The organism is Methylobacterium brachiatum, assembly GCF_020523825.1.
Lineage (GTDB): Bacteria > Pseudomonadota > Alphaproteobacteria > Rhizobiales > Beijerinckiaceae > Methylobacterium > Methylobacterium brachiatum.
The window spans coordinates 1-23,428 of record NZ_JAJALK010000030.1 but is presented as its reverse complement, the minus strand read 5'-3'; the positions used below and the strand labels follow the sequence as shown (position 1 = coordinate 23,428).

The window sequence follows — 23,428 nt, the reverse complement described above, 5'->3', positions numbered from 1 at the left end:
GTCCACCTCCTCAACGCTCGCCGCGCTCGGCCACCAGCCGGCGTAGAGTGCTGACGATGACTTCCGGCGGCGTGTCCTGTAGCAGGACCTCGCGCACGCCCAACTCCTTGATGGCGACGACGTCCTCGTCGGGCATCACGCCGCCCGCGATCACGATCAGATCGTCCGCCTGCTGCTCCGACAGCAACTTGAAGATCTTCGGGAAGACCGTGAGCTGCACCCCCGACAGGAGGCTGACGCCGAGCACGTCGACATCCTCCTGGATCGCCGCCGTGACCACTTCCTCGGGGGTGCGGTGGAGCCCCGAGTAGATCACGTCCATGCCGGCGTCGCGCAGCGTTCGGGCGACCACCTTCACGCCGCGGTCGTGACCATCAAGGCCGACCTTGGCCAGCAACACGCGGATTGGCTGGCTCATTTCGGGCTCTCGCTATTGAATTCCGAACTCCGTATGCCATCGGTACGATTGTGCAGGTTGACCGTCAAGACTGAACTTATATTGCAGTGCGGAAGCCTCGACCTCTTCGCGAGGCGCGCACAAATGCGGCGTAGGATCGATCATGCCGTGCTGAAAATGGAATTCAAACGCAACGTGCGGGACGGCGACGCTGGGTTGAGAGGAGCAACAGATGTGCACAACCCAAGACTACCAAGCTGCGTCTGTGATTGCGCGGTTCCTCAAAAATCGAGGGGTCCAGCGGGTCTACGGCCTCTGCGGCGGTCACATCATGCCGGTCTGGATGGCCGTCGATGCCGTCGGCATCCGCATCGTGGATGTGCGCGACGAGCGCGCGGCCGTACACATGGCGCAAGGTGAGGCTGAGGTGACAGGCGCCCTCGGCGTCGCCTTGGTGACGGCGGGGCCGGGCGTCACGAACGCCATGACCGGCATCGCGAACGCACACATCTCGCGTGCGCCGATTCTGATCCTCTCGGGGACGCCGCCGCGGGACCAGGAAAACCGGGGCGCTCTGCAGGATCTCGACCACGCGCGCCTGGTCGGCCCGATCACCCGCTATGCCCGCACCGTGCGCGAGCCAGGCCTCATCCCGCAAGAGCTCGCGGAAGCGGTGGCCCGGGCCCTGGGGGAGGGGGGCGACCCGGGGCCTGCCTTCCTCGACGTCCCGACCGACGTGCTGCGGGCCGACGTACCCGCACCGCTACTGCTGCCTGAACTGATGCGCCCTCGAGTCCTGACGCGGCCTCGGCCCGATCCCGAGGCGGTTGACCACGCCGTGGACTTGCTGGTCGCATCCAAGCGCCCGCTGATCGTCAGCGGGCGCGGCGCACGCGGGGCGGGGCCGCAGCTCCTGGCGCTGCTCGACCGCCTCGGTTGTCCCTATCTCGACACCGGCGAGAGCCGTGGGCTCGTGCCGGATGATCACCCGTCTGTGGTCGCCGCGATGCGCGGCCGCGCGATGGCCGAGGCCGACCTCGTGGTCACGGTCGGCCGGCGTCTCGACTTCCAGCTCGCCTACGGCTCGCCGGCGGTATTCAGCGCCGCGCAATTTCTGCGCATCGCCGGAGCGCCTGCGGAACTCCGCGACAACCGCCCCGGGACGGCCATTCTGGCCGATCCCGGGGAGACGCTGATGGCGCTGGTGCGCGGCATCGAAGAGCGCGATCCGCTCGTCGATCGGGTCTGGGTCGATGCATTGCGGGTTGGCCATGTCGCGCGGGTCGACAAGCTCCGCGAGCAGGCCCGCGCGGCGCCCGGCGGTTCAGATGGGCTGATGCACCCGAACCGGCTGCTCGACGCGCTGCAGGCGGTCGCCGGCTCTGAGGCCATCATCTGCACGGACGGTGGCGATTTCCTCAGCTTCGCCCGGGTGGGCCTCTCGGCCCGGACCGTGCTGGATCCCGGGCCGTTCGGCTGCATCGGCGTCGGCGTGCCCTACGGGATCGCCGCCGCCCTCGCGGAGCCCGAACGGAATGTCGTGGTCGCCACCGGGGATGGCGCCTTCGGATTCAACGCCATGGAGCTCGACACCGCCCAGCGGCACGGGGCCAAAGTCCTGTTCGTGGTGGCTAACAACGGGGCCTGGCAGATCGAAGTCCACGACCAGACCGTCACGCACGGGCGCGTGGTCGGGACGCGACTCCAGCATGCCGACCACGCCGCGATGGCCCGTGCCTTCGGCCTGTACGCCGAGCGTGTGGAGCGGGCCGACGCGCTGCCCGCGGCTCTCGCGCGGGCGATGGCGAACCTGCCGGCCCTGCTCGACGTGTTGGTGACTGGAGAGGCGGTCTCGTCAGATGCCAAGAGCGGCCTTGCCTGGGTTCCGGACCTGCAGCCCCTCGAGGCCTGGGACCGGGCCGAGCGGGCCTGGCGCGCCGGCTGAGCGGGGCCCCGCTCAGCGGTTCACGAGCCGGGCCGGGTTGATGAAGACTAGGAGCGCGCCGACCACGAGCGTGGCGCCGAGCACCATCACCCCCTGTCCGGTGCTGCCGGTGGCGTCCTTGACCCAGCCCAAGAGGTACGGACTGACGAAGCCCGCGACGCTGCCCACTGAGTTCGCCACCGCGAGGCCGGTCGCCGCTGCCGCGCCCGTAAGAACGCTCGGTGCCAGAGTGTAGAATTGTGGGATGCAGGTGAGGGTGCCGGCGGACGCGACCGTGAGAGCGGCGAGTGCCATGGCGGGGCTGTGGGCCACCAGCACGCTGGCGATGAGCCCCGCCGCTCCCACGAGGGCGGGGACCGCGAGATGCCAACGCCGCTCGCGCTGGCGGTCCGAACTTAATCCGACGATGTACATCGTCGCCAGCGCCCCCGTGTAGGGGATCGCGGTGAGCAAGCCGACGGTCAGCGGATCCTTGACCCCGCTATCGCGGATGATTGTCGGCAGCCAGAAGCTGAGACCGTAAAGACCCATGGTGAAGAAGAAGTAGGTGCCGCTGAGCAGCCAGATCCGGCCGCTGGTCAGACCGTGGCGAGCGGTGTGCAACGGCTTCTCGCGCGCCTCCGCGGCAATGTCGGCGGCGATCTGCTGTTTCTCGTCCTGTGTGAGCCAAGCCGCCGAGGCCGCGTCGTCGTCGAGCCGGAACAGGCAGACGATCCCGAGCAGCGAGGCGAGCAGGCCTTCGATCAGGAACATCCACTGCCATCCCTGGAGGCCGGTCGCTCCGTGGAAGGCGGTCATGATCCAGCCCGACAGCGGGCCTCCGACGATGCCCGAGAGCGGGATCCCCGCCAGGAACAGCGCTGAGGCTTTGCCGCGATAGGCGGAGGGGAACCAAATGGTCAGGTAGTAGATGATCGCCGGGATAAATCCGGCCTCCGCCACACCCAACAGGAAGCGCAGGACGTAGAAGCTCGTCGGCGACGTGACGAACATCATCGCGGCCGAGATCACGCCCCAGGTGATCATGATTCGCGCGATCCAGTAGCGCGGACCAAATCGCACCATGATGATGTTGCTCGGGACCTCAAATAAGGCGTAGCCAACGAAGAACACGCCCGCTCCCAACCCGTACACCGTTTCACTGAATTTCAGGTCGCTCAGCATCTGTAGCTTGGCGAAGCCGACATTGACGCGGTCGAGGTAGGCCGCGACGTAACAGAGAAGCAAGAACGGCACGATCCTGCGCAGCAACCGGCCGTAGAGAGCATCGCGCGAAGGCAGATCGGTGACGGGGGCCAGCGTGAGACCGCTCGACATGACGTCCTCCCTCTATGTTGTTGATAGTCTCTTCTTGTGATTTGGCGGATTAACCCTGGAAAATTCTGTCGGCGTTTGCCGATCACAATCCCATTCTCTTTTCTTAGGGAGCGCGCCGGTGGCGCTCCGGCCAGACGATTGCTGTTCGGCGCCAGTTAGAAAATTCGAACTCGGAATTCAGTACACCGAACGCAGCGTGCAGAGCGCTTGCTCTTCTGTCAAGCGGGCGTGATACGGTTGTCGAGTTCGCGTACCGGAGGACGGGGCTTGCAGTCACTCGAGCCGTCGACGAGCCTCGTCGATCAAGCCTATAATGTGATATTGGACGCCTTGTGCGATGGCACGTTCAAGCCTGGCGAACGCCTCACGCAGGACGACATCGCGGCCCGGCTCAGCGTGTCACGTCAGCCTGTTACCCATGCTCTCGCGGTGCTGAAGGCGCAGGGCTTCCTGATGCAGTCAGGCCGTCGCGGGCTCACCGTTACCGCCGTCGAACCCGAATTTTTCCAGGCGATCTATCAATTCCGCTCGGCCGTCGAGCCGCTCGCGGTCAGCCTCGCGACACAGCGTCTGACCAAGAACGCGATCGTGCGAGGGCGCTCGCTAGTGGAACACGGTCGCAACTTGGTGGTGGCGGGCGACGCGCGCGCCACGCTCCAGGCCGACATGGATTTCCATGCCTTCATCTACGAGCTGTCCGGCAACCCGATCATCGGTGAAACTATGCGCCTTCACTGGCTTCACCTGCGCCGGGCGATGGGGCAGGTGCTCCGCTATCCGGGCATGTCGATCAGCGTGTGGCAGGAGCACAGCCGCATTCTCGAACGTATGATCTTCGGTGACGCGGCCGGCGCTGCAGATCTGATGCGCCGGCATGTTGTCGAAGCCTATGAGCGGGTTCGAATCGAGCCGGAAGGAGCATGAGACCGTCAGAAGGCGCGCAACCAGTTGTCGAAATCTGATGCTTGGCGGAACGCGTGCCAATTCGCCTCTCTTCAGGGAGAGGATGTAGGCGTGCCCGCGGCGTCGGCCGCGATCCTGGCGACCTGGGCCGCGATGTGCTGCTTCAAGGTTGACCGCGGCGCGCCGTCGACTGAACCGCGGAGCAGCTCGGAGTCCATAGCACGCCGCGGTTCTTCTTTACCGACCGGAACCGGGCGATCTCCGAAAACTCTTTCTTGCGCAGGCGGCTCAACACGCCCTTCAAGCTGTAGACGAGTTCCGAGAGCCGCACCTTCGTCGGGTATTTGACGAGCAGGTAGATCTTTCCCCCGCCACGACGGCGACGTCAAAGGCTTCCACAGCTCAAGGATTCCCAAGTTGCAGCTTTGATATTTAGGCGGAACGGTGCGAGAAACACGACTAGGGGCCTCGACCGTTATTCGATCATATAAAACCGGCGGGCGACATCAATCTACATTGGACAACACACTGCCGATTGTGTCCGCGGAGGGGGGCGGGTGTTGATAACGCTTACATATGGCTTCGATCGCCGCTCCAACCCGGGTAACAGGATAGCTCCGGATCAAGGCGTACGGGCCACGCTCGAACTTGAGTGCCATGACGGCGCCGCGGTCCGTCTCCTCCCGCCCGGCGACGCCCTCTTCCAGCAATTCGAGCGCGGGCACCGCCAAAGCCGCGACGAGACGATCCTCGATGAGGTCGCTGCTTTCTGGGACGGTCGCATCATCCGCGATCGAATAAGGGGTATTTCGATCGGCTCGAACCAACAGTTCCGAGCTCGCCGCATAGAATGGGCCAAGTGAGGCGAGGTTTTCCATAGCGCGACTCGCGACGCGTAAACCGATGAGGTTCAAAACAGTAAACGGCCCGGCGGCGACCCCGAGACGTTCGCGAGCGACCACGTCCACTTCCGAAGGCGTGGCGAGCCCATCTTCGACCAATCGCACGGCTTCGTTATAATAAGGGCAGAAGAAGCGGTTGATGGCAAAGCCTGGCGAATCGGCGCAGGGCAGGGGGGTTCTCCGCGTCTCGGTCAGGAACGTTAGGGCGCGGGCCACCGCCACCTCGCTTGTATGCGGAGCGCGGACCACCTCAACCAAGGGTGAAACTTCAGCGGGACTGAAGTAATGCAGTCCGAGAACCCGGTCTGCGAACGTAAGATCCTCTGCAATTGCTCCTACGCGCAGCGCGCTGGTGTTTGTAGCGACGATCGTATCCGGTCCGAGATGTTGCGCGAGGGCCGCCATCAGGCCTCTCTTGAGGGTAAGGTCTTCAAAAATTGCCTCGATGATAAGGTCTGCGTCACCGACTTCCGCGAGCGTCCCAGTCGGTGCGATGCGGGCGAGAGAAGCCCTGGCCGCCTCTTGCGTCATGCGACCGTTTTTGACCCAACGCGCGTAGACGCCGGCGGCCCGCCGGTGGAGATCATCTGTACTTTCCGGCCGCGTATCGTAGACGCGCACGCCTATGCCGTGTCGCGCCGCATCGATGGCGATACCACCTCCCATAAGGCCACAGCCAACGATCGACAGCTTCATCGCCATGGAAGATCTCCGTTTAAGGGGAAGTTTTCGCTTCGAGCGCCTTGTCCAACCAGGCACTTCCGCCGCTGCTGCCGGCCGTCGGATCGAAGAAGGCGCGCGATATTACTTCTCGATGATAACGATCAGACACGTACCCGGCTTCGCAGAACGAATTTCTGGATCTTCCCTGTTGCCGTCTTCGGCAATGGCCCAAAAACGACAGCCTTGGGGATTTTGAAGCGGGCGAGATGATTTCGACAAAAGGCGACGATCTCGTCCGCGGTTACCGGTGGCGCATCCGGCTTGAGTTCGAGGAAGGCGCACGGACTCTCGCCCCAGGTCGGGTCTGGCTTCGCGACAACCGCTGCGAACAGGACCGAGGGGTGCCGAGTCAGGACCTCTTCCACTTCGAGACTTGAGATGTTTTCGCCACCGGAGATGATGATGTCTTTGGCTCGATCCCTGATTTCGATCGCGCCATCGGGATGCCATACGGCGAGATCCCCTGACAGGTACCAGCCCTCCCGCAAGGTCCGGGCGGTCGCATCCGGGTTCTTGAGATAACCTTTCATCACTGTATTGCCGCGCATAGCGATCTCACCGACCGTGCGGCCGTCGCGCGGCACCGGGGTTAGATCTCCGGGGTCGACCACGGCGAGTTCGGCTACGGTTGGAAGCGCGATGCCCTGACGTGCCATGCGAGCGTAGCGTTCTTCCTCGCTCAGACCGGCCCATTCGGCCTGTTGCAGGCAGACCGTGCCAGGTCCGTAGGTCTCCGTGGCGCCGTAGAGTTGGGCCACTGCGAAACCCATGGCTTCTACGGAGCGCAGAACCGTCGAAGGTGGCGCCGCGCCGCCGATGGCGCATCGAACTGTATGCGAGAACGGAAGTCGTTGCGAGGCCGGCGCTTGCGCCATCATCGACAAGAGGACAGGAGCCCCACACAGGTGCGTGACGCGATGCTCGGCGATGAGCCCGAAGATCACGGCCGGATCGGCCTTGCGCAGGCAGACCTGGGTCCCACCGGCCGCAACCACCGCCCAGGGATATGACCAGCCGCTGCAGTGAAACATCGGAAGCGTCCAGAGGTACACGCTGTCCTGACTGAGGCCGAAGGTGAGAGCGTTACCGAGCGCCTGTAGGTAGGCGCCCCGATGACTATAGACGGCTCCCTTAGGATCGCCCGTTGTGCCGGAGGTGTAGAGCAGACACAGCGACTGCCACTCGTCTGCCGGGCCGGCCCAAGCATCCTCTGAATCGCCCTCCGCGAGGAGCGCTTCGTAGTCGAGCACGTCGGGAGTGGCATCGAAACTTCCGCTTGCCGACACGCCTACGACGAGGGGTCGGCGGTCCACAAGCGCGAGCGATGCGGCAGCCAGACCGGCGTGTTCGCCATCGACGATCAGCACCTTGGCCCCTCCGTGGCTCAAGGAGAAAGCGATTGTCGCCGGGTCGAGACGCGTATTCAGCGGATTCAACACCGCACCCAGCATCGGCACGCTGAAATGTGCTTCGATCATCTCGGGCGTGTTCGAGGCCAGAATGGCCACCGTATCGAGGTGTCCGATGCCGCGCCGCGCCATGGCGGAAGCGAAGCGGCGGCAGCGGGCATAGAGCGCCGCGTAGGTAATGCGTCGATCGCCGTCGATCACCGCGACGCGATGGCCGAGGCCGCTCGCAGCGCGGACCAGGAAGCTCACCGGCGTCAATGGCGCGAAGTTGGCTGGCCCGGCATCGAGCCCCGACTCGAAAACATGGGACATGGTCTGGCTCACGGCGGAATGGTGGGCGCGAACAGCCGCCTCCTGATAGGAGGCGGCTGGGCTCAGATCCGGCTTTCGTTCAACATCCCGGGCCGCACGGCGAACAAGATGACGGCGCCTCCGGCGATCATCATGGCGGCCATAAGCCAGTTTCCGAGATCGAGGCTGCCGGTGCCCGTCTTGATCCAGCCCAGGATGAAGGGGCTGAGAAACCCTCCGGTCAAACCGAGGCTGTTGACCAGCGCGATGCCGCCGGCCGCCGACGAGCTTTTGAGATATGCGGTGGGGATGGACCAGAACAGCGGCATTGTCGTGATAATGCCGAGCGAGGCGAGTGACAGCAGAGCGAACGACAGCACCGCGTGGCCGCCGGCGTAAGTCAGTCCGATCAATGCCAGCGCTCCCAGAAAGGCAGGAAGCGCGCAATGCCAGCGCCGCTCGAGGGTTCGGTCCGAGCGATAGCCGATGGCGATCATCCCTACAGAGGTTATACTGTAAGGAATCGCCGCGAGCAGTCCAATTTGGAGCGAGTCTTTAACACCCATCTCTTTGATCAGCGTTGGCAACCAGAAGCTGATCATGTAAACGCCGCAAATGAAGCAGAAGTAGCTGAACGCGAGCACGTAGATTTTTTTGTCACGGAACGCCGACCAGGACGTATGTCGATCGCCTCCACCGGCAGCCGCCCGCTCATGAGCGAGAGTGTGACGGATCAGCGCCTTCTCCTCGGCGGACAGCCAGCGGGCATCCTCGGGCTTGTCATCTAGATAGGCCATGACGATGACGCCGACCAGAGTGGTGGGCAGCCCTTCAAGGATGAACATCCACTGCCAGCCTTTCAGGCCGCCGACATCGTCCAGGCTGTTCATAATGAAGCCGGAGATAGGACCACCGATCACGCCGGCGACGGCGATACCGCTCATGAAAATCGCTATGATTCGTGCCCGATATCTACCGGGGAACCAGTGGGTGAAGTAAAGGATGATGCCTGGAAAAAGGCCAGCCTCGAACACACCCAAAAGAAAGCGCAGACAGTAAAACAACACTGGCCCGTTTACGAAGGCCATTGACGCCGAAATTAAACCCCAAATTACCATGATCCGGGTAATTGTTGCGCGTGCTCCGATCCGTTCGAGGAGTAGATTGCTAGGTACTTCAAAAAGAAAGTAGCCGATAAAGAAAATTCCGGCTCCCAGTCCGTATACGGCGTCGTTGAAGCCGAGGTCCGATTTCATCTGCAATTGCGCAAACCCGACGTTGATCCGGTCGAGGTATGACAGCACGTAGCAGACGAACAGCAACGGAATGAGACGCCGGATCACCTTTCCGTAAACTTCGGATTGAGTTTCGTGGATCGCGGGATGACCTTCGTAGATGTCGACTGTGCTCGTTGGCATGGTTTCGTCCTCCCCGATGAGTGATCGACTGCGCCGCTTCCTGCGGCTTTCCGCGGTCACCCGTGTGTCGTACCCACATCTTCCGACGGCGCCCGAAGGCCAGCGGGCTTCTGGTCTGCGGGCGTCAAAGCGCGCGGTTTCCAGATCTCGGCTGCAACCGTAGCAGCCTCGACCAGGGCAGCATGGAGTTCTGGATCGGCATCATGGCGGCCCGCACGGATGGCAGCCACCAGCGCCTCGCGTGATCCTCCTGGACCGACACACGCGAGAACCTCGTCCCAGGCACGGGCGGCCTCACCGCCCTGGTCGATTTCGCGGGCGACAATGCCGAGCGCGTTGACAATCATGGCAGCAACGTAACGGGCTCGGCCCGTCAAACTCGGAGTGATCTCGCCGCTGAGTGCTTCGCGTGCAGCGTCAAGAAGAGCAGTGCCCGAGGGCTGGTCGTGCATCATCGGCGTCTCCAGCCATCCGGCGTTGTCGCCCGCAGGGTGGACAATTCCAGTTCAGGGACGAGACGGCCGGTCAACGCGAGTTCGAGTGAACGCTCGGCTCCGGAGATGTGCCGGTGACCCTGCTCTAGCGCGATCACAGCCCAGCGAAGGTGTGCGACGATCTCCCAATAGCGCACCGCGGTATCGTCGACGCGCCTGCCGCCCTGGGCCTCGTACCCGCCGTAGAAGGCTGCGCGCGAGGCGATGCCACCAGCCTCCTTCTCGGTCTGGCCAAAGCGCCAACACTCGGCGCAGAACCAACCGAGATCCGACATCGGATCCCCCCAGGTGGCGAATTCCCAATCGAGGATCGCGACGAGGCCGTCGGCATCGACCATGTAATTGCCGGTGCGGAAGTCTCCGTGGATCAAGCTCGATAACTCAACGTCGGGCGCATTGAGCTGCGCCCATCGCAAACCCCACTCGAGTGAAGGTCGCAGGGCGCCGAGCACGTCCAACTTGTCTCGGAGGCTGTGGATGACCGCAAGGGCTGGCTCCGGGTCCGGTTGCCCGAGAAAAGAGAGGGCGTCCTGAGGTGGCCGGATCGCATGGATGCGCGCGAGCTCGCGGCCGAGCCGCTCCGCGAGCCGGTCGCGATCACCGCCGAGCGACAGATCCTTGGCAACTCGAGGGCCCAGACCGACACCCTGGACAAGGGCCATCACGGCGAAGGGCGCTCCGAGCACTCCAGTCTCGTGGCAGAACCCGATCGGCTCGGGCGTGCATATACCAGCGTCGTACGCGACCTGCAGAATCGCGAACTCCTCCGCGCGTGAACGGCTCGAGGCGATCGTGGCCGCTGCGTCTTTGCGAAGCACGAAGCTGCGGACCTCCTCGCCCAGCCGGCAAGTCAACCGCCAGTTCTCCTGGATGGAGCCGCCGCCCAGTGGTTGGACGCAATCGAGGATGAGATCCGGCCGCTCGAGCCGTTTCGCCAGCCAAGCCTGCAAGGCTGCCTTGCGATCGTCACCGATCATCGGAAACCCATGACGTTTCGGCCTTCAGGCCGGGGAGAGCGCGCGTACGCGCGTGGCGCATCGTTGGTCAGATGCGGGGGCGGCTCTAGGAACGAAGCGCGATCGCGCGCGGCTGCCGCTACACGCTGCTGCCCCCGGAGCAGTAATCCTTGTTCCGGTAGTTTGCGGACGTATGTCGGTCGACTTACAATCCTAATCTGCAGCGATGTTCTATGCTGCGGTTCAGCAACACTGAGCGCGCGCGCATCGCAGATGGGCTCTGCTGTTCTTGCGAAGCCTCCCGTGGCGATGATGGAAGGGCGCCGAGATGCCGGTCCCGGGCCGACGCGCTCGATGTTTCGGCCAAGGCTTGTCGAAAACACAGGTACGCTGAGCGGTCCGCGAAACGTCCCTGCATCGTGTGCGGAGGTAAAGTGCCGACGAATAGCTTCCGCCGCGCGGATTGCGCCCTCGCTGCGAGCCTGTCTGGCCAGCGATCGCGGATCCGCCGGTGCTTGGCTGAGACTTACGACGCTTGCAGTAGACCAAGACCTGCGAGCGCCGCCGTTTTCCTTGAATGATCGTTTCGAGAACGGTCGCGTTGGCGCTTTGGACATGCACAAAACTGGGAAAGCCGCAAAATTCCGGCCGACAAACAAAGGTGGTATTGCATCTACGCAGGGGAGAAGACGGCGTCTATAGGTAATATACCTCTCGATTACATAATGCCGAAGACCGGTCTGAACTTCTATGGCCGCGACGACTGATCGGTTTTCACGTGGACGACGCGCGCCACCAATCTTACCAAGAACGAATGCGCTCGTGTGGCGCTTTTGGATTTCTGTCGCTGCATTGTCAGTCGTGCTGACACATCGTTGCTGGACGGGGAGGATTCTCATCGACAGCTCTCCGAAACGTCGACAGAACGAGACCTCACGGCCTCCGAACGTCCCCGGTCTTAAGGCCGGGGAAGATGTTTTGAGCGGGAGCCTTCGGCATGGGATCAGAGAAGACTTCAATGCGCATCACAGGCTCGACACCAAGTGCCCGCCATCCACCGCGACGACGCTTCCGGTCATGTAGGCGCCGGCATCGGAGGCGAGCAGCAGCAGCGGGCCGTCGAGTTCGGCCGCCTCGCCAAGCCGGCGCTGCGGTATGCGCCTGATCAGGGCCGTGCCGGCATCGGACTCGAAGAACGCGTCGTTCAGCTCGGTCTTGATGTAGCCCGGCGCGAGGGCGTTCACCCGGATCCCGTGGCGCGCCCATTCGAGGGCCAGGCTCTTGGTGAGTTGAACGACCCCCGCTTTCGAGGCAGCGTAGGGCGCGAGCCCGCCAGCGACCCGCAACCCTAAGATCGACGCGATGTTGACGATGCTGCCGCCGGCGCCGTGGCGGGCCATGCGCCGTCCGGCCGCCTGAGCGGCCAGCCAGACGCCCTTCAGGTTCGTGTCGAGCACCGCATCCCAATCGGCCTCGTTGAGGTCGAGCGCGGGCTTCGTCGCGGTGACGCCGGCATTGTTGACGAGCACCCGGACGGGACCGAACCGCGCCTCCGCGGCATCCAGCGCCTGCTCGACACTCGCCGCGTCGGTCACGTCCATCACCACCGCGTGGGCCTGGCCGCCCTCCCCTTCGACGCGGGTGACGGTCTCGGCCAGGGCATCGGCCCGCCGCGCGCAGAGGGTCAGGTGCGCGCCGGCCCGCGCCAGCGTCCCGGCGAAGTGGCGGCCGAGGCCGCTCGACGCGCCGGTCACCAGGACGTGCCGGCCGGCGAGATCGAAGGCGTTCGCCATCTCAGTGCAGCCGCTCGACCGCCAGGGCGATCCCCTGGCCGCCGCCGATGCACATGGTCACCAGACCGTAGCGCCCGCCGCTGCGGGCCAGCTCGTAGAGTGCCTTCACGGTGATGATCGCGCCGGTGGCACCGATCGGGTGACCCAGCGCGATGGCACCGCCATTGGGATTGACCTTGGCGGGGTCGAGGTCGAGTTCGCGCGACACCGCGCAGGCCTGGGACGCGAAGGCCTCGTTCGACTCGATCACGTCGAAATCCGCCGCGCGCAGGCCCGTGCGCTCCAGCAGCCGCCGCACGGCCGGAACCGGGCCCATGCCCATCTCGGACGGATCCACGCCCGCATGGGCGTAGCCGACGATGCGCGCGAGCGGCGTGCGGCCGGCGCGCTCCGCGCGGGCCGCGCTCGATAGCACCAGCGCGGCGGCGCCGTCGTTGAGGCCCGAGGCGTTGCCGGCCGTGACGCTGCCGGTCTTGGAGAAGGCGGGGCGCAGCTTGGCGAGGTCCTCGGCGCTGGTCGATTTCGGGTGCTCGTCGGTGTCGAACGCCACCGTCTCGCGCTTGCGCTGGATCTCGACGGGCAGGATCTGCTCGCGGAACCGGCCCTCCTGGATCGCCCGAGCCGCACGAGCCTGGCTCTCGGCGGCGAAGGCATCCTGCGTCTCGCGGGGGATGCCGTAACGCTCCGCGATGTTCTCGGCGGTCACGCCCATATGGCCGTTTCCGAACGGGTCGCTCAGCGCACCGAGCATGTAATCGACCAGCACCGCGTCGCCCATGCGCTGCCCGGTGCGCCCGTTCTTCAGGAGATGCGGCGAACGGCTCATGCTCTCGGCGCCCCCGGCCACCGCCGTGTCGGCATCGCCGAGCAGGATGGACTGCGCCGCCGAGACGATCGCCTGGAGGCCGCTGCCGCAGAGGCGGTTGACCGTCATGGCCGGCACCTCCTTGGGGATGCCGCCCTCCATGGCCGCGACGCGGGCGATGTAGGCGTCCCGCGGCTCGGTCGGGATCACGTTGCCGAGGACGACGTGCCCGACCGCCTCCGGCTGCGTGCCGGCCCGGCGCAGCGCCTCCGCGATGCATCGGGCCGCGAGTTCGGAGGGCGGGATCGCGGCCAGCGCACCGCCGAAGGTGCCGATCGCGGTCCGCACTGCGCCTGTGATCACGACGTCGGTCATGCTCGTCATCTCCCGCTTACGCGCTCACCGGCCACGACCAGAAGGCATCGCCCTCGGCTTCCAGGTTTCGGTTGAGCACCATCTTGTGAACCTCGTCGGCCCCGTCCACCAGCCGCGCCTGCCGGGCGTAGCGGTAGATCCATTCGAGCGGCGTGTCGGTGGAATAGCCCCGGGCGCCGTTGATCTGGATCGCCACGTCGGCGGCCGCGTGCAGCAGGTTGGCCACGTGGACCTTGGCCATCGAGACTTCCTTGCGGGCGAAGCTGCCCTGGTCGAGCGCCCAGGCGGCCTTCATGACCAGCAGGCGGCCGATCTCGATCCGCATGGCGAGGTCGCCCAGCATCAGCTGGATGCTCTCCCGGTCGGCCAGGCGGATACCGAAGCCGTGGCGCTCGGCCGCGTAGGCCCGGGCGATCTCGACGCAGCGCTTCGACAGGCCCAGCCAGCGCATGCAGTGGGTCAGCCGTGCCGGGCCGAGGCGGATCTGCGTGAGCTTCAGGCCGTCGCCCTCGTTCATCAGGATGTTCTCGGCTGGGATCACCAGCCCCTCGAACAGCAGCTCGCAATGGCCGCCATGCTCCTCCGGTCCCATGATCGGGATGCGGCGCAGGATCCGCCAGCCGGGCTGGTCCTTGTGGAACAGGAACGCGGTCAGACCTTTCCGCGCGTCGTCGGAAGTGCGGGCCATCAGGATGAAGTGGTCGGCTTCCTCGGCGCCGGTGATGTACCATTTCCGGCCGGTGACCACGTAGGTGTCGCCCCGGCGTTCGGCCCGGGTCTGGATCATGCCGGGATCGGAGCCGCCGCCAGGATGCGGCTCGGTCATCGCGAAGGCCGAGCGGACCCGTCCGTCCACGATCGGCGCAAGCCAGCGCTCCTTCTGGGCCGGGGTCGCGACCTTCTCCAGCACCATCATGTTGCCGTCGTCCGGCGCGGCCGAGTTGAACACGACCGGCCCGAAGATCGAGCGGTTCATCGCCTCGTAGCAGACCGCCATGCCGACCTTGTCGAGCCCGGCGCCCCCGGTCTCGGGCTTCAGCTGAAGGCACCAGAGACCTTCTGCCTTCGCCTTCGCGCGCAGCTCATCAAGAAGCGGCAGCGCAATGTTGCCGTGCCCGTCGAAAGCATTGGGATCGCCCTCGAGTGGAAGCAGCTCCGTCTCGACGAAGGCCGCAGTCCGACGGCGATACGCTTCGATGCGCGGAGCGAGTGAGAACTCCATCAGCTATCTTGGCTCCAAAAATCGAGCGAGCGCTCGCTTTATGAACTGAGGTCTGCTGTCAGGCAATAGAGCGCAGACGTGGGAAGTTCGAAAATCGGGAAATTTTTGGCGCCCCGCCATCAGCGGCGAACCGCGTGCCACCGCGCCTATGTTAGACGAGGCAGAGGTCGTTCATTGCGGGCGGAGGACGATGGCAGGTTCCACGGCGGTCCAGACGGAGGCGGCAACTGACACTTACGCACTGGAGGCGATCTGCGGACGTATTCTTAAGCGCCATCGGGATACGATCAGCGTGCGTAAACCGCATGTTGCCACGGCCAATCTGGCGCGCATCATCGACGCGGTACTCACGCTGTCGAGCCGCACCGGGTTTCACGCCACCACACTCCGCGATCTCGCGGAAGCTTCCGGGCTCAGCATGGGCGGACTGTATTCTTATTTTGACAATAAGAGCACACTCCTCGTGATGATCCTCACGGAAGTCGCTTCGTCCGTTGAGAGCGCGCTGAGCGAGGCTCCGAAGTCCGTACGGGCCGACCCGAGCCGTCATCTGCGATGGCTCATCGAAACTCACATCCGCCTCACCGAGGCGATGGGGCCATGGTTTGTCTTCGCCTACATGGAGGCGAAAGCCTTCCCCCCCGCGGCCCGACATCTAGCTGTCGAGAGCGAGCTTGCGACAGAGCGCATCTTCTCCTCCGTCTTACAGGAAGGCGTTGACGCGGGTTGCTTCGCTGTCGAAAATGTCGACTTGACGGCCGCCCTCATCAAGCCGCTTCTGCAAGATTGGTATGTCAAGCGAAGCAAATATCGCCGTCGAGAGACGACCGTGGACACGTATATTACGACAGTTATCTCCTTCGTGGAGCGTGCGATCGCGAATACTTAGACTGATCTAATATCTCATAGAGTCGGCGAACCTTACATCGCAAGTTCCCGTGTCTGAGGAGGATCCTAAGCGCGCGCATGTTCTTTGACCGCGACCGCTGAGAAGGGCTCGCAGGCGGAAATTTAGCGGCACGCGCGCCAATTCCTTTCCCTTCAGGGAGAGGATGTAGGCGCGCCCGCGGCGTCAGCCGCGATCACCACAGTCTTGGTTCACGCTCCGTTTTCGGGCAGGATCGCGACGTGACCGGCCCCGTGCTCAAGACCTTCAGCTACCGCGTCAAGGACGCGACGAGCGGCAAGCGGCTGACTGTCCTTGCCAACGCGGTGAACACGGTCTGGAACTACGCCAATGAGATCAGCGCCCGCTCAGCCGAGCGCGACAAGCTTTGGGCGACAAAGAAGCAGCTTCGCGATCTGACGAAGGGCAGCGGCAAGCTGCTCGGCCTGTGGCTGCATCAGCGGCCCAAGGGGTCGAGCGGAGCTCGCGGTCAGGCGATGGACGTGCAGCGCGTGCGGAGCGGACCACGACCGCGACCAAAACGCTGCGCTGAACATCGCCCGTCTCGGGTGCGAGACGCCGTGTCCGTTCGGGCATGGAAGTCCCGGCTTTTAAGCCGGGGAGGCATCACTCCATTCCTCATTTGGGATTGTTGACGGGTTTGACGGCCTGAAGCGTTCTTGGTTCGTTCCACAGCGACGTCGCGGAATCCTCCTCGCTGCCCCGCAGTGATCGAGACGAGACGTCAGATGGGGTTATCAACCCAGGATGACAAAGAACCGAATGTTGTGGCCACATCGGTGCGGTGGATCCAGTGGGCACATACGGCAGAACTTGTGGAAATCGGAACGATTTTCCAAATCTACAACTGGAATTTTGAATTAAGTGCCGAATTGTGAGACCTCGCCGCTGATGTAACAAAATGGACCTTGAGAGATTGGGCACGAGAGCCTCAGGTTGGGTGCGACGCAGCGTCAGTTGATACACCGCAACACAGGAGATTCCGCCATATCTGAGAGCCTCTGCGTCGGAGCTTCCGCCGCGGTGCAAGCGGATCCAGACACCGCGGACGGATGCGGATCCGGTTCTCGATGTCATGTCCGGGACCAGTGCCTCCAGGTCATTCGAGCGCTGCGGCCTCCCGGCTCGCGCCAAAGCCGCCGCTTTGCCGACGCAGTCAGCCCAGACCCGGGTAGAGTCGTCGCGCGCGCTGATGCGGTGTTCGCCCGCCCCTCGTACGCGGCACGAAACAAACCGTGGTCCTGCAGATGGACGGCCGGCGAATGCGCTTTCGATCCGCGGGTCTGAAGGTGCAGCACGCCGGCGCCCACAGCGATTGACAGGCGTGATGCGCGACGCCCCGTCACCGCGACCTGCGCATTGCGCGACCCCTTCGGCCCAAGCTGCCGGAACTTTCTGGCGCTTCTGAAAATCTCGTTCCTTCGACGCCTGTGCAGTGCTGCTGATGCAAACCCTTCGCCTCCAATCATGCGCGCCGCCCGGCCACCGCGAGATCGCCTGGGACGGACGAGCTTCCCGGCCCGACCTAGCCGAGGCTATTCACGCGTGCGTGGGCGGGACGCATCAAGGGTCCGGGGACTCAGGCTTTGGAGGACCGCGATGAGCCAAGTTCTGTCACCGGAATCAGATTGGGTCCACTACGGCGAGTTGCCCAGCATTTCCCACCAGCTCGCGACTGCCGATTGGGCTTTTTACGACGTCCGTTATGCAGCTCCCGGCTCGTGCGAAGGGCGCGCCACGCGCCTGCACATCTCTCATCGTCCCGACGCGCTGCGCCTGGCCACGAACATGCCGTGCGACGCCCCGGCTGCTCCGAGCGCAGCCGTCTTCACGCCGGGGCAGACCGTCCGCTGTGGCTGGCACGGCAGCGGGCGCGGTCGCCATCTCATGCTCGCGCCAGAGTTCGTCGCAGCCGTTCTCGGTGACGATTTTGCGATACTCCCGGCGCGACCGTTCGCCGACAATCGGCAGCCGGACGCAACTGACGCGGCGATCGGCCAGCTCATGACGGTCTTCGCTGACGAAATCGCCCGTGCGGACCAAGTCGATCCGATCTTCCTGCAAACCCTGGCCGCCGCGCTGGTGCATTACGTTGCTCGGCATACGCCGTCACGAACGAGCGCGCGCGGCGGTCTCGCCCCTCGGCAGTTGCGGCGGATCCTCGATGCGATCGAGACGCGGCTTTCGGAGCGGCTGGATCTGACGGAGTTGGCCGGCGTGATTGGCACCAGCACGCGCTATCTCTGCAGGGCGTTCCGACAATCCACCGGGCACTCACCGCATCAATACATCCTCCGACGCCGGATCGACCGTGCTTGCGATCTCATTCGCTCCGGTGATTTGTCGCTCGCCGACATCGCTCACGCGACAGGGTTTGCCGGCCATAGCCAGATGACCGCCACCTTTCAGCGTATTCTGCAGGTGCCCCCCTCACATTTCCGGACACAATCCCGCTCGCGGCCCCCGCGCATCGCTGAGCGGCCTTCGCAACCCAACGGAGAGGCGTGATGGATCTCACGTGGGGTCGGCCTAGGCGGGGATCCACCGCCGGCCGGGAGCGCTTCCGGAATATTTTCGCTGCCGCAGACGTATGTCGGAGCGCGTTGGCTTTCCCAGATTGCCCCCAAGACTCAGCACCGCGAAGCTTCGCCTGCATCGTGCCTCGCGGCGCGTTCTCAATTAAGCAAATCGTTCCCGCACATGCAAAGACAAAGGCCTGAAAACCGCCTATCTGAGTTACCATCACATCGGCATGACGTCTTCGTACAAGCGCGCTCGGCAGAGCTCATGAAACACTCTCGCCGAGATCGCTTAGGGCTACATCCTTTGTGCTTCCCACGTCTCAACAACGGGGTAGACTCGGCCCGACCGATCGTCGGGCCTTCTTTTTATCGTCCCCCCCCCCCAACGCGATCAGCATTCGTTTTGGCAGGAACATTGCTTTAACAATGGTATGGCTGTGTTCCATTTTGAATGCTCTGTCTACCGTCGCTGTGTGAGCGGCCTTTCGGTTGCCAGCGAGCAGATTGTTGCGCGGACCGAAACGGAAGCGATAGCCGAAGCGAACGCCCGGTTTGCGCGTCTTCTAGCCAACCGAGCCGGGTGCGCCGCGTTGAGAGACGATGCTGGTCGGACCATTTGGAGCCAGCGCCGCACGGGCGCGCGAAGAACATGAACGATCCAATCCAAGCCGCTTATGCGGCTCTGGGAGGAGTTCCCGGCCTGTCGGCCGCGGTCAGTTCCTGACCGCTGGTCCACACTCCTTCCTTCGGTGAGGTGAAATTTAAAGCAGAGCAGGGACCTCGCTGTTCGTCAGCCGGCTCCAGGATCAATCTTCTGCGGCTTGCGCAATCTATTTCCGAATATGAAGCCTAAAGCGCCGGATATTACCGCAAAGGACCCAGTGACAATCTTGTCGATAACTGGTTTATCGGGACCTAGTATGCAGAGTATCAAAAGAAAAAACGATAAAACGATGGCCCAAAAAGCGATCCTTGTGGGAGCATGATGCACATCACCAATAAATGCTCCGGTCAACCGCCCGATTTCAAGCTCTTTTTTTTTAAGTCTTCAAACCGCCTGCGAACGTCCTCCGCGATGGCGGGAAGTTTCTGGCTCATCTTTCCGGCAAGCCGGGCATGGCGTTCGGACTTCTGAGGGTCCATCGGACCGGGCGGTGGCTTCGGCACGTTACCTTCCAGCACCGCACCATCGGATGCGGCTTCGTTGTTCTCAGCCATGGGGAGTTCCGCCCTTGCTTGCTGGATCCGCCTAAGCTGCAGATCTCCTGATCTCTGTCATAAGCATATTAAGTATGTTTCCCTCGAACCCTGAGTCAATCAGAGTTCTTTCTGCTTTATCGAACTGGCGCAGGAGACCAAAGCGCATGGCCTCTTGCACCGCCTGGGCTTCTTCGTCGGTCGCTCCCCAGTCTCTCACGTTCATAGCGACATCGGCGACAGCCTCGCTCGCCGCTCGCTCAACGCGTTCGTCCAGCATTGTATCCCCGAGTCGATGTGCATCGCCGTTAGATGACCGCTCGCGGGCTACGTTAGGCTCCATGTAGACGGTGCTCATCATGTGCTCCGGGTAGGAAACCATAGAGAATTCAATCGCTTATGACGGCTCTTGTGCCTTGCTCGAGTCGCGCGCGCGAGAACAATCACACATAACGCGGCAAAACGTAAGCGGTTCTAGCGCGCGGGCTCCGGCCACCTCAAACTGCGACGACATGACTCGATTGGATCGGAGATCGTCGAGATAAGGCATGTCAAGCTTGAAACACGGAGTTTGTTTGACGGCGAAGATTTTCTTGTGAAACGCGCGCTGTGGTGACTCCCTTTTGTGGACCTGCGCGCGGTTTAGCGGCACGCGCGCCAATTCCTTTCCCTTCAGGGAGAGGATGTAGGCGCGCCCGCGGCGTCAGCCGCGATCACCACAGTCTTGGTTCACGCTCCGTTTTCGGGCAGGATCGCGACGTGACCGGCCCCGTGCTCAAGACCTTCAGCTACCGCGTCAAGGACGCGACGAGTGGCAAGCGGCTGACTGTCCTTGCCAACGCGGTGAACACGGTCTGGAACTACGCCAATGAGATCAGCGCCCGCTCAGCCGAGCGCGACAAGCTTTGGGCGGCGAAGAAGCAGCTTCGCGATCTGACGAAGGGCAGCGGCAAGCTGCTCGGCCTGTGGCTGCATCAGCGGCCCAAGGGGTCGAGCGGAGCTCGCGGTCAGGCGATGGACGTGCAGCGCGCGCGGAGCGGACCACGACCGCGACCAAAACGCTGCGCTGAACATCGCCCGTCTCGGGTGCGAGACGCCGTGTCCGTTCGGGCATGGAAGCCCCGGCTCTCAGGCCGGGGAGGCATCACGTCACCCGTGGCCACGAGCAACGGAGCGTCGGGGGCCAACCCGCGCTCGCTCCGCAGGCGGCGGTACGGTGGATGCAGCGCACGCTCACGCGCAAGCCGAAGGGGTCCTTCGACAACCTGCCCGTCCCGGAGGGCGCGCATTCCCGCAGCTCACGTCGCAAGTTCCCGCTTTACCGGGGCTGCGCGCCGAGCAAGCCCTCGATGAAACAGGAACTCGTGTCGCACGGAAGGGCAAGACCGCGATAGGCCGCGAACTTCCCCACCCTCCCTTCAGAATGGAGGAGGCATTCCGGGGAGCAGCCAATTCGTTTCCATTTCCGGAACCAATTTGAAATTATGGGCCTCAGACCGGGTTCAGCCCTGCAGGCAAAGGACGTAACAGACAAGATAATGTGTTTCTTAAAATCATAGTCAGCCAGTCGAAAGGCCGTTGTATCCGGCGACTTCGTCACTATAAAGAGGTGGTTTGTTCCCGAGACCACAAACTACCTTTCGGCGCATCCGATCGCGGATGCGCCTTTTTTCACGTCACCTCGCAATCACGATGTGCGACGACGTTACACTTCTGCTACAGATCTCAGAATATCGATCCAGTTCAGCTCGAATATGTCCTTTTTTAGAAAGTTGCGTCTGGATTGCGAAAAATCGGCGCGGTGCGGTGGCTATAAAACCTGCTCGTCTCATACAGGGTATGCTCCGGTCGGCCGCCCCTGAGCCGTGCAGCTAGGAGGCCGCGATGCCAGCCGATTCGCTTTTCCGCCGCGAAAACGTCGAACAGCCGGCAGACACGGTCAGACGCATTGCGGTAGAGCTCAATGTCTGCGAGCCGGTTTTCTCGGACGATGAAGCAACCAGTCAGACCTCGACCCCACCCGCGAGGTGCTGCGGGCCTGGCATAGCCTCAAGAACGTGGCAGACCGGCAAAGACTGCTTGCCTTTGGGCAGATCTTGGCCGCAGGGCGCCATTAGCGCAGGCGAGCCGCACAGTACCATCAGCGAAGTGCGAGATCCTCAGAAGGGAGCAAGTGTTGATGACATGCCGCGAGTCAGAGGAAAGTTATATGCCGGCATCGGCTGTCGACGGAACGCATGATCAGCAAGTTCCCATTCGAGGCTCTCGCCAATGCGGGTTCTAATCGTTGATAGACAGCCAATATTCCGAAACGCCCTGTCTGAAATTATACGTTCCAACTTTCCAGATATGTTGGTCGACGAAGTGGGGTGCATGGAACAGGCCTACTCCCAATCGGAGCGCACCGAAACGATCGGTCTTTTGATTCAAGAAACGACACGTTGGCCGAGCGGAACGGACGGTTTTGCCTTGCTGCGCTTCAACACCCCACAACGATCGAGCGCCGTGCTTTTGCTCACAGCGGCGACTACGCGGCGAGCCTTGCTCGACGGATCCGCCGTCTTCATCTCGAGGTCGGCGGGACGGGACGACTTCATTCGAACGATCGCAGAAATTGCAGGCAAGGCAGCAAGTTCCACGCTGGCCACTTCAACACGGGATGGTAAGAACGATCAAGAGGATCCGAAAGGGTCAGCAGGCGGTAGTTTGCTTTGCTTAACGCATCAACAAAGGCGCGTGACAATCTTGATCAGTCAGGGGATGAGTAACAAGCATATCGCACGTTCTCTCGGCGTTAAAGAGTCTACAGTAAAGGCGCATATCTCAATAATCCTAAGGAAATTGTGCCTGACCAGTCGGACCCAGATAGCTGTATTAGCGGTCGGTTCAACATCGATATTATCCGACGCTGCGATTCAGTGCCCAGATCCGGCACAAGGCTGAATATCCGGCTACTCTTTACCCGAAGCGGATGTGGGCAGACGAACACAAGCTGACGATTCCGTAGCGCTCGCATCGCGTTCGGAGCGATCGATCGGTACCGTGTAGGCGCTTGGTCCAACTCCGCCCGGTGTAGCAGGCGGAGTTGTCACTTGGAGGAGACTTCGGCGAGTCACGGCCAACCGGTCGTCGAAAGATATCGACCCAGAGAAGATCGGCGGTCGGCTCGTCGCAATTCAGCAACAGCTCCAGGCTCGCAGCACACATGCTCACAGATCATGTCCCGTTTTTGTAAAAACGGCCGGATTGCGGAAGCTCTGGCCGCGAACTTCGCGTAAAGCTACGTCACGATAAGATTTCCGTTAGGGAGAAGGTCGTGAAGACGCGCCTTGAAGCAGCTTCGCTGCCGACCGTGGGACCGATTGCTGGGTTCCTCCGCGGATCTAACGGAATAGAAAGCGACGCGTTGCTCCTTGGCCCATTTTGGAGAGCAGGTCTGGCGTCTTTCGCAGGCCGATGCGCTTCGGCGCACTCTCAGACATTGGGTTGTTCTCCGGAACCTCTGCTCGCAGCGTTCGCTTAGTTGTCGATCGACGTGTCCATCAACGGTACCGCTCCGTGTGATCACGCAACATCTTTTCTCCAAAGCTCACGCGTGTTGGCGAATTCGATGCCGTGCACGTCGTCCATAGTCTCAGTCAACGTGGCACACGCGATGATCGCTTCCGATACTCCAGAGTCCGATGCGCGCTCGTTATACAACCTCGGCGCTAGCAGCGGCAGTTCGACGAGTAACAGTTCCGACTTGGTGACCTCGAACCCGGCTTTCAATGAGCTCGTCGGCGAGCGCACGCGGTTCGCCTGGATCCTGACCGGCCTGATGCTGGTGGTCTATTTCGGCTTCATCGGCCT

At 62.9% G+C, this 23,428-nt stretch carries 20 protein-coding genes and 1 pseudogene; 8 read left to right on the top strand and 13 right to left on the bottom strand.

Annotation, left to right across the window (positions count from 1 at the left end; translation table 11 throughout):
• Window positions 1-10: 10 nt before the first annotated feature.
• Entirely contained in the window at window positions 11-418 is a 408-nt protein-coding gene (locus LGR69_RS30830) for a cobalamin B12-binding domain-containing protein (RefSeq protein WP_230368459.1), read from the bottom strand.
• A 211-nt stretch (window positions 419-629) separates the two neighbouring features.
• Here LGR69_RS30830 and LGR69_RS30825 point away from each other — a divergent pair, with 211 nt between their 5' ends.
• Entirely contained in the window at window positions 630-2,342 is a 1,713-nt protein-coding gene (locus LGR69_RS30825; protein WP_230368456.1) for a thiamine pyrophosphate-binding protein, read from the top strand.
• Window positions 2,343-2,354: 12 nt separating this feature from the next.
• Here LGR69_RS30825 and LGR69_RS30820 read toward each other — a convergent pair whose 3' ends face one another.
• Entirely contained in the window at window positions 2,355-3,659 is a 1,305-nt protein-coding gene (locus tag LGR69_RS30820; RefSeq protein WP_230368454.1) for an MFS transporter, read from the bottom strand.
• Between the two features lie 267 nt (window positions 3,660-3,926).
• Between LGR69_RS30820 and LGR69_RS30815 the strand changes: the two genes are divergently transcribed.
• Window positions 3,927-4,583 carry a GntR family transcriptional regulator gene (locus tag LGR69_RS30815; RefSeq protein ID WP_230368453.1) on the top strand — a complete coding sequence of 219 codons (657 nt, stop codon included), beginning with the start codon at window positions 3,927-3,929 and terminating at the stop codon, window positions 4,581-4,583.
• Window positions 4,584-4,725: 142 nt separating this feature from the next.
• On the opposite strand, the gene LGR69_RS32290 is transcribed toward LGR69_RS30815, so the two are convergent.
• The 9 genes from LGR69_RS32290 to LGR69_RS30775 form a co-directional block, all read right to left on the bottom strand.
• Window positions 4,726-4,917 (bottom strand): hypothetical protein, encoded by a 192-nt coding sequence (locus LGR69_RS32290; protein ID WP_412768917.1) that lies wholly within the window; start codon window positions 4,915-4,917, stop codon window positions 4,726-4,728.
• 151 nt (window positions 4,918-5,068) lie between these two features.
• Window positions 5,069-6,166: a 3-hydroxyacyl-CoA dehydrogenase gene (locus LGR69_RS30810; RefSeq protein WP_230368452.1), complete on the bottom strand. Its 1,098-nt coding sequence runs from the start codon at window positions 6,164-6,166 to the stop codon at window positions 5,069-5,071.
• A 122-nt stretch (window positions 6,167-6,288) separates the two neighbouring features.
• Complete coding sequence (locus LGR69_RS30805; RefSeq protein WP_230368469.1) at window positions 6,289-7,908, bottom strand: AMP-binding protein; 1,620 nt, start codon at window positions 7,906-7,908, stop codon at window positions 6,289-6,291.
• Between the two features lie 62 nt (window positions 7,909-7,970).
• The gene (locus tag LGR69_RS30800; RefSeq protein ID WP_230368451.1) at window positions 7,971-9,305 is read right to left on the bottom strand and encodes an MFS transporter; all 1,335 of its coding nucleotides are present in this window, start codon (window positions 9,303-9,305) and stop codon (window positions 7,971-7,973) included.
• A gap of 56 nt (window positions 9,306-9,361) precedes the next feature.
• Window positions 9,362-9,760, bottom strand: coding sequence for a DUF6285 domain-containing protein (locus LGR69_RS30795; protein WP_230368450.1), 399 nt, complete (start codon window positions 9,758-9,760; stop codon window positions 9,362-9,364).
• A complete protein-coding gene (locus LGR69_RS30790) occupies window positions 9,757-10,776 on the bottom strand; it encodes a phosphotransferase family protein (protein ID WP_230368449.1) in 1,020 nt (339 codons plus the stop codon). Before LGR69_RS30790 ends, LGR69_RS30795 begins: the two co-directional genes overlap by 4 nt.
• A 1,004-nt stretch (window positions 10,777-11,780) precedes the next feature.
• Window positions 11,781-12,548: an SDR family NAD(P)-dependent oxidoreductase gene (locus tag LGR69_RS30785; protein ID WP_230368447.1), complete on the bottom strand. Its 768-nt coding sequence runs from the start codon at window positions 12,546-12,548 to the stop codon at window positions 11,781-11,783.
• A gap of 1 nt (window position 12,549) precedes the next feature.
• The gene (locus LGR69_RS30780; RefSeq protein WP_230368446.1) at window positions 12,550-13,728 is read right to left on the bottom strand and encodes an acetyl-CoA C-acyltransferase family protein; all 1,179 of its coding nucleotides are present in this window, start codon (window positions 13,726-13,728) and stop codon (window positions 12,550-12,552) included.
• Window positions 13,729-13,744: 16 nt separating this feature from the next.
• On the bottom strand, window positions 13,745-14,950 hold the full coding sequence (locus LGR69_RS30775) for an acyl-CoA dehydrogenase family protein (protein ID WP_230368445.1): 1,206 nt from the start codon (window positions 14,948-14,950) through the stop codon (window positions 13,745-13,747).
• Window positions 14,951-15,140: 190 nt separating this feature from the next.
• Between LGR69_RS30775 and LGR69_RS30770 the strand changes: the two genes are divergently transcribed.
• From LGR69_RS30770 to LGR69_RS30760, 3 genes are all read left to right on the top strand, one after another.
• Complete coding sequence (locus LGR69_RS30770) at window positions 15,141-15,839, top strand: TetR/AcrR family transcriptional regulator (protein ID WP_230368444.1); 699 nt, start codon at window positions 15,141-15,143, stop codon at window positions 15,837-15,839.
• A 239-nt stretch (window positions 15,840-16,078) separates the two neighbouring features.
• A complete protein-coding gene (locus tag LGR69_RS32345; protein WP_230368443.1) occupies window positions 16,079-16,492 on the top strand; it encodes a hypothetical protein in 414 nt (137 codons plus the stop codon).
• A 964-nt stretch (window positions 16,493-17,456) separates the two neighbouring features.
• Window positions 17,457-18,365: a helix-turn-helix domain-containing protein gene (locus tag LGR69_RS30760; RefSeq protein WP_230368442.1), complete on the top strand. Its 909-nt coding sequence runs from the start codon at window positions 17,457-17,459 to the stop codon at window positions 18,363-18,365.
• A 1,025-nt stretch (window positions 18,366-19,390) separates the two neighbouring features.
• On the opposite strand, the gene LGR69_RS30755 is transcribed toward LGR69_RS30760, so the two are convergent.
• Together LGR69_RS30755 and LGR69_RS30750 are read right to left on the bottom strand one after the other, a co-directional pair.
• The gene (locus tag LGR69_RS30755; protein ID WP_230368441.1) at window positions 19,391-19,597 is read right to left on the bottom strand and encodes a hypothetical protein; all 207 of its coding nucleotides are present in this window, start codon (window positions 19,595-19,597) and stop codon (window positions 19,391-19,393) included.
• Between the two features lie 31 nt (window positions 19,598-19,628).
• Window positions 19,629-19,934 (bottom strand): hypothetical protein, encoded by a 306-nt coding sequence (locus LGR69_RS30750; protein WP_230368439.1) that lies wholly within the window; start codon window positions 19,932-19,934, stop codon window positions 19,629-19,631.
• Between the two features lie 606 nt (window positions 19,935-20,540).
• On the opposite strand from LGR69_RS30750, the pseudogene LGR69_RS32280 reads away from it, so the two are divergent.
• The 3 genes and pseudogenes from LGR69_RS32280 to LGR69_RS30740 form a co-directional block, all read left to right on the top strand.
• A pseudogene (locus LGR69_RS32280) lies at window positions 20,541-21,056 on the top strand (hypothetical protein); the annotation flags it as partial.
• 893 nt (window positions 21,057-21,949) lie between these two features.
• Window positions 21,950-22,519 (top strand): LuxR C-terminal-related transcriptional regulator, encoded by a 570-nt coding sequence (locus LGR69_RS30745; RefSeq protein ID WP_230368438.1) that lies wholly within the window; start codon window positions 21,950-21,952, stop codon window positions 22,517-22,519.
• A gap of 712 nt (window positions 22,520-23,231) precedes the next feature.
• Window positions 23,232-23,428 (top strand): DUF485 domain-containing protein (locus LGR69_RS30740; protein WP_230368436.1); only part of this gene is annotated, 197 nt, incomplete at its 3' end.

Excerpts from the sequence above, each read along its gene's own strand:
- LGR69_RS30790 (WP_230368449.1), bottom strand. The coding sequence starts at position 10,776 with ATGATCGGTGACGATCGCAAGGCAGCCTTGCAGGCTTGGCTGGCGAAA.
- LGR69_RS30770 (WP_230368444.1), top strand. The coding sequence starts at position 15,141 with ATGGCAGGTTCCACGGCGGTCCAGACGGAGGCGGCAACTGACACTTAC.
- LGR69_RS30805 (WP_230368469.1), bottom strand. The coding sequence starts at position 7,908 with ATGTCCCATGTTTTCGAGTCGGGGCTCGATGCCGGGCCAGCCAACTTC.
- LGR69_RS30830 (WP_230368459.1), bottom strand. The coding sequence starts at position 418 with ATGAGCCAGCCAATCCGCGTGTTGCTGGCCAAGGTCGGCCTTGATGGT.
- LGR69_RS30810 (WP_230368452.1), bottom strand. The coding sequence starts at position 6,166 with ATGGCGATGAAGCTGTCGATCGTTGGCTGTGGCCTTATGGGAGGTGGT.
- LGR69_RS30750 (WP_230368439.1), bottom strand. The coding sequence starts at position 19,934 with ATGAGCACCGTCTACATGGAGCCTAACGTAGCCCGCGAGCGGTCATCT.
- LGR69_RS30820 (WP_230368454.1), bottom strand. The coding sequence starts at position 3,659 with ATGTCGAGCGGTCTCACGCTGGCCCCCGTCACCGATCTGCCTTCGCGC.
- LGR69_RS30755 (WP_230368441.1), bottom strand. The coding sequence starts at position 19,597 with ATGGCTGAGAACAACGAAGCCGCATCCGATGGTGCGGTGCTGGAAGGT.
- LGR69_RS30795 (WP_230368450.1), bottom strand. The coding sequence starts at position 9,760 with ATGATGCACGACCAGCCCTCGGGCACTGCTCTTCTTGACGCTGCACGC.
- LGR69_RS30745 (WP_230368438.1), top strand. The coding sequence starts at position 21,950 with ATGGAACAGGCCTACTCCCAATCGGAGCGCACCGAAACGATCGGTCTT.
- LGR69_RS30800 (WP_230368451.1), bottom strand. The coding sequence starts at position 9,305 with ATGCCAACGAGCACAGTCGACATCTACGAAGGTCATCCCGCGATCCAC.
- LGR69_RS30785 (WP_230368447.1), bottom strand. The coding sequence starts at position 12,548 with ATGGCGAACGCCTTCGATCTCGCCGGCCGGCACGTCCTGGTGACCGGC.
- LGR69_RS30825 (WP_230368456.1), top strand. The coding sequence starts at position 630 with ATGTGCACAACCCAAGACTACCAAGCTGCGTCTGTGATTGCGCGGTTC.
- LGR69_RS30775 (WP_230368445.1), bottom strand. The coding sequence starts at position 14,950 with ATGGAGTTCTCACTCGCTCCGCGCATCGAAGCGTATCGCCGTCGGACT.
- LGR69_RS30780 (WP_230368446.1), bottom strand. The coding sequence starts at position 13,728 with ATGACCGACGTCGTGATCACAGGCGCAGTGCGGACCGCGATCGGCACC.
- LGR69_RS30760 (WP_230368442.1), top strand. The coding sequence starts at position 17,457 with ATGAGCCAAGTTCTGTCACCGGAATCAGATTGGGTCCACTACGGCGAG.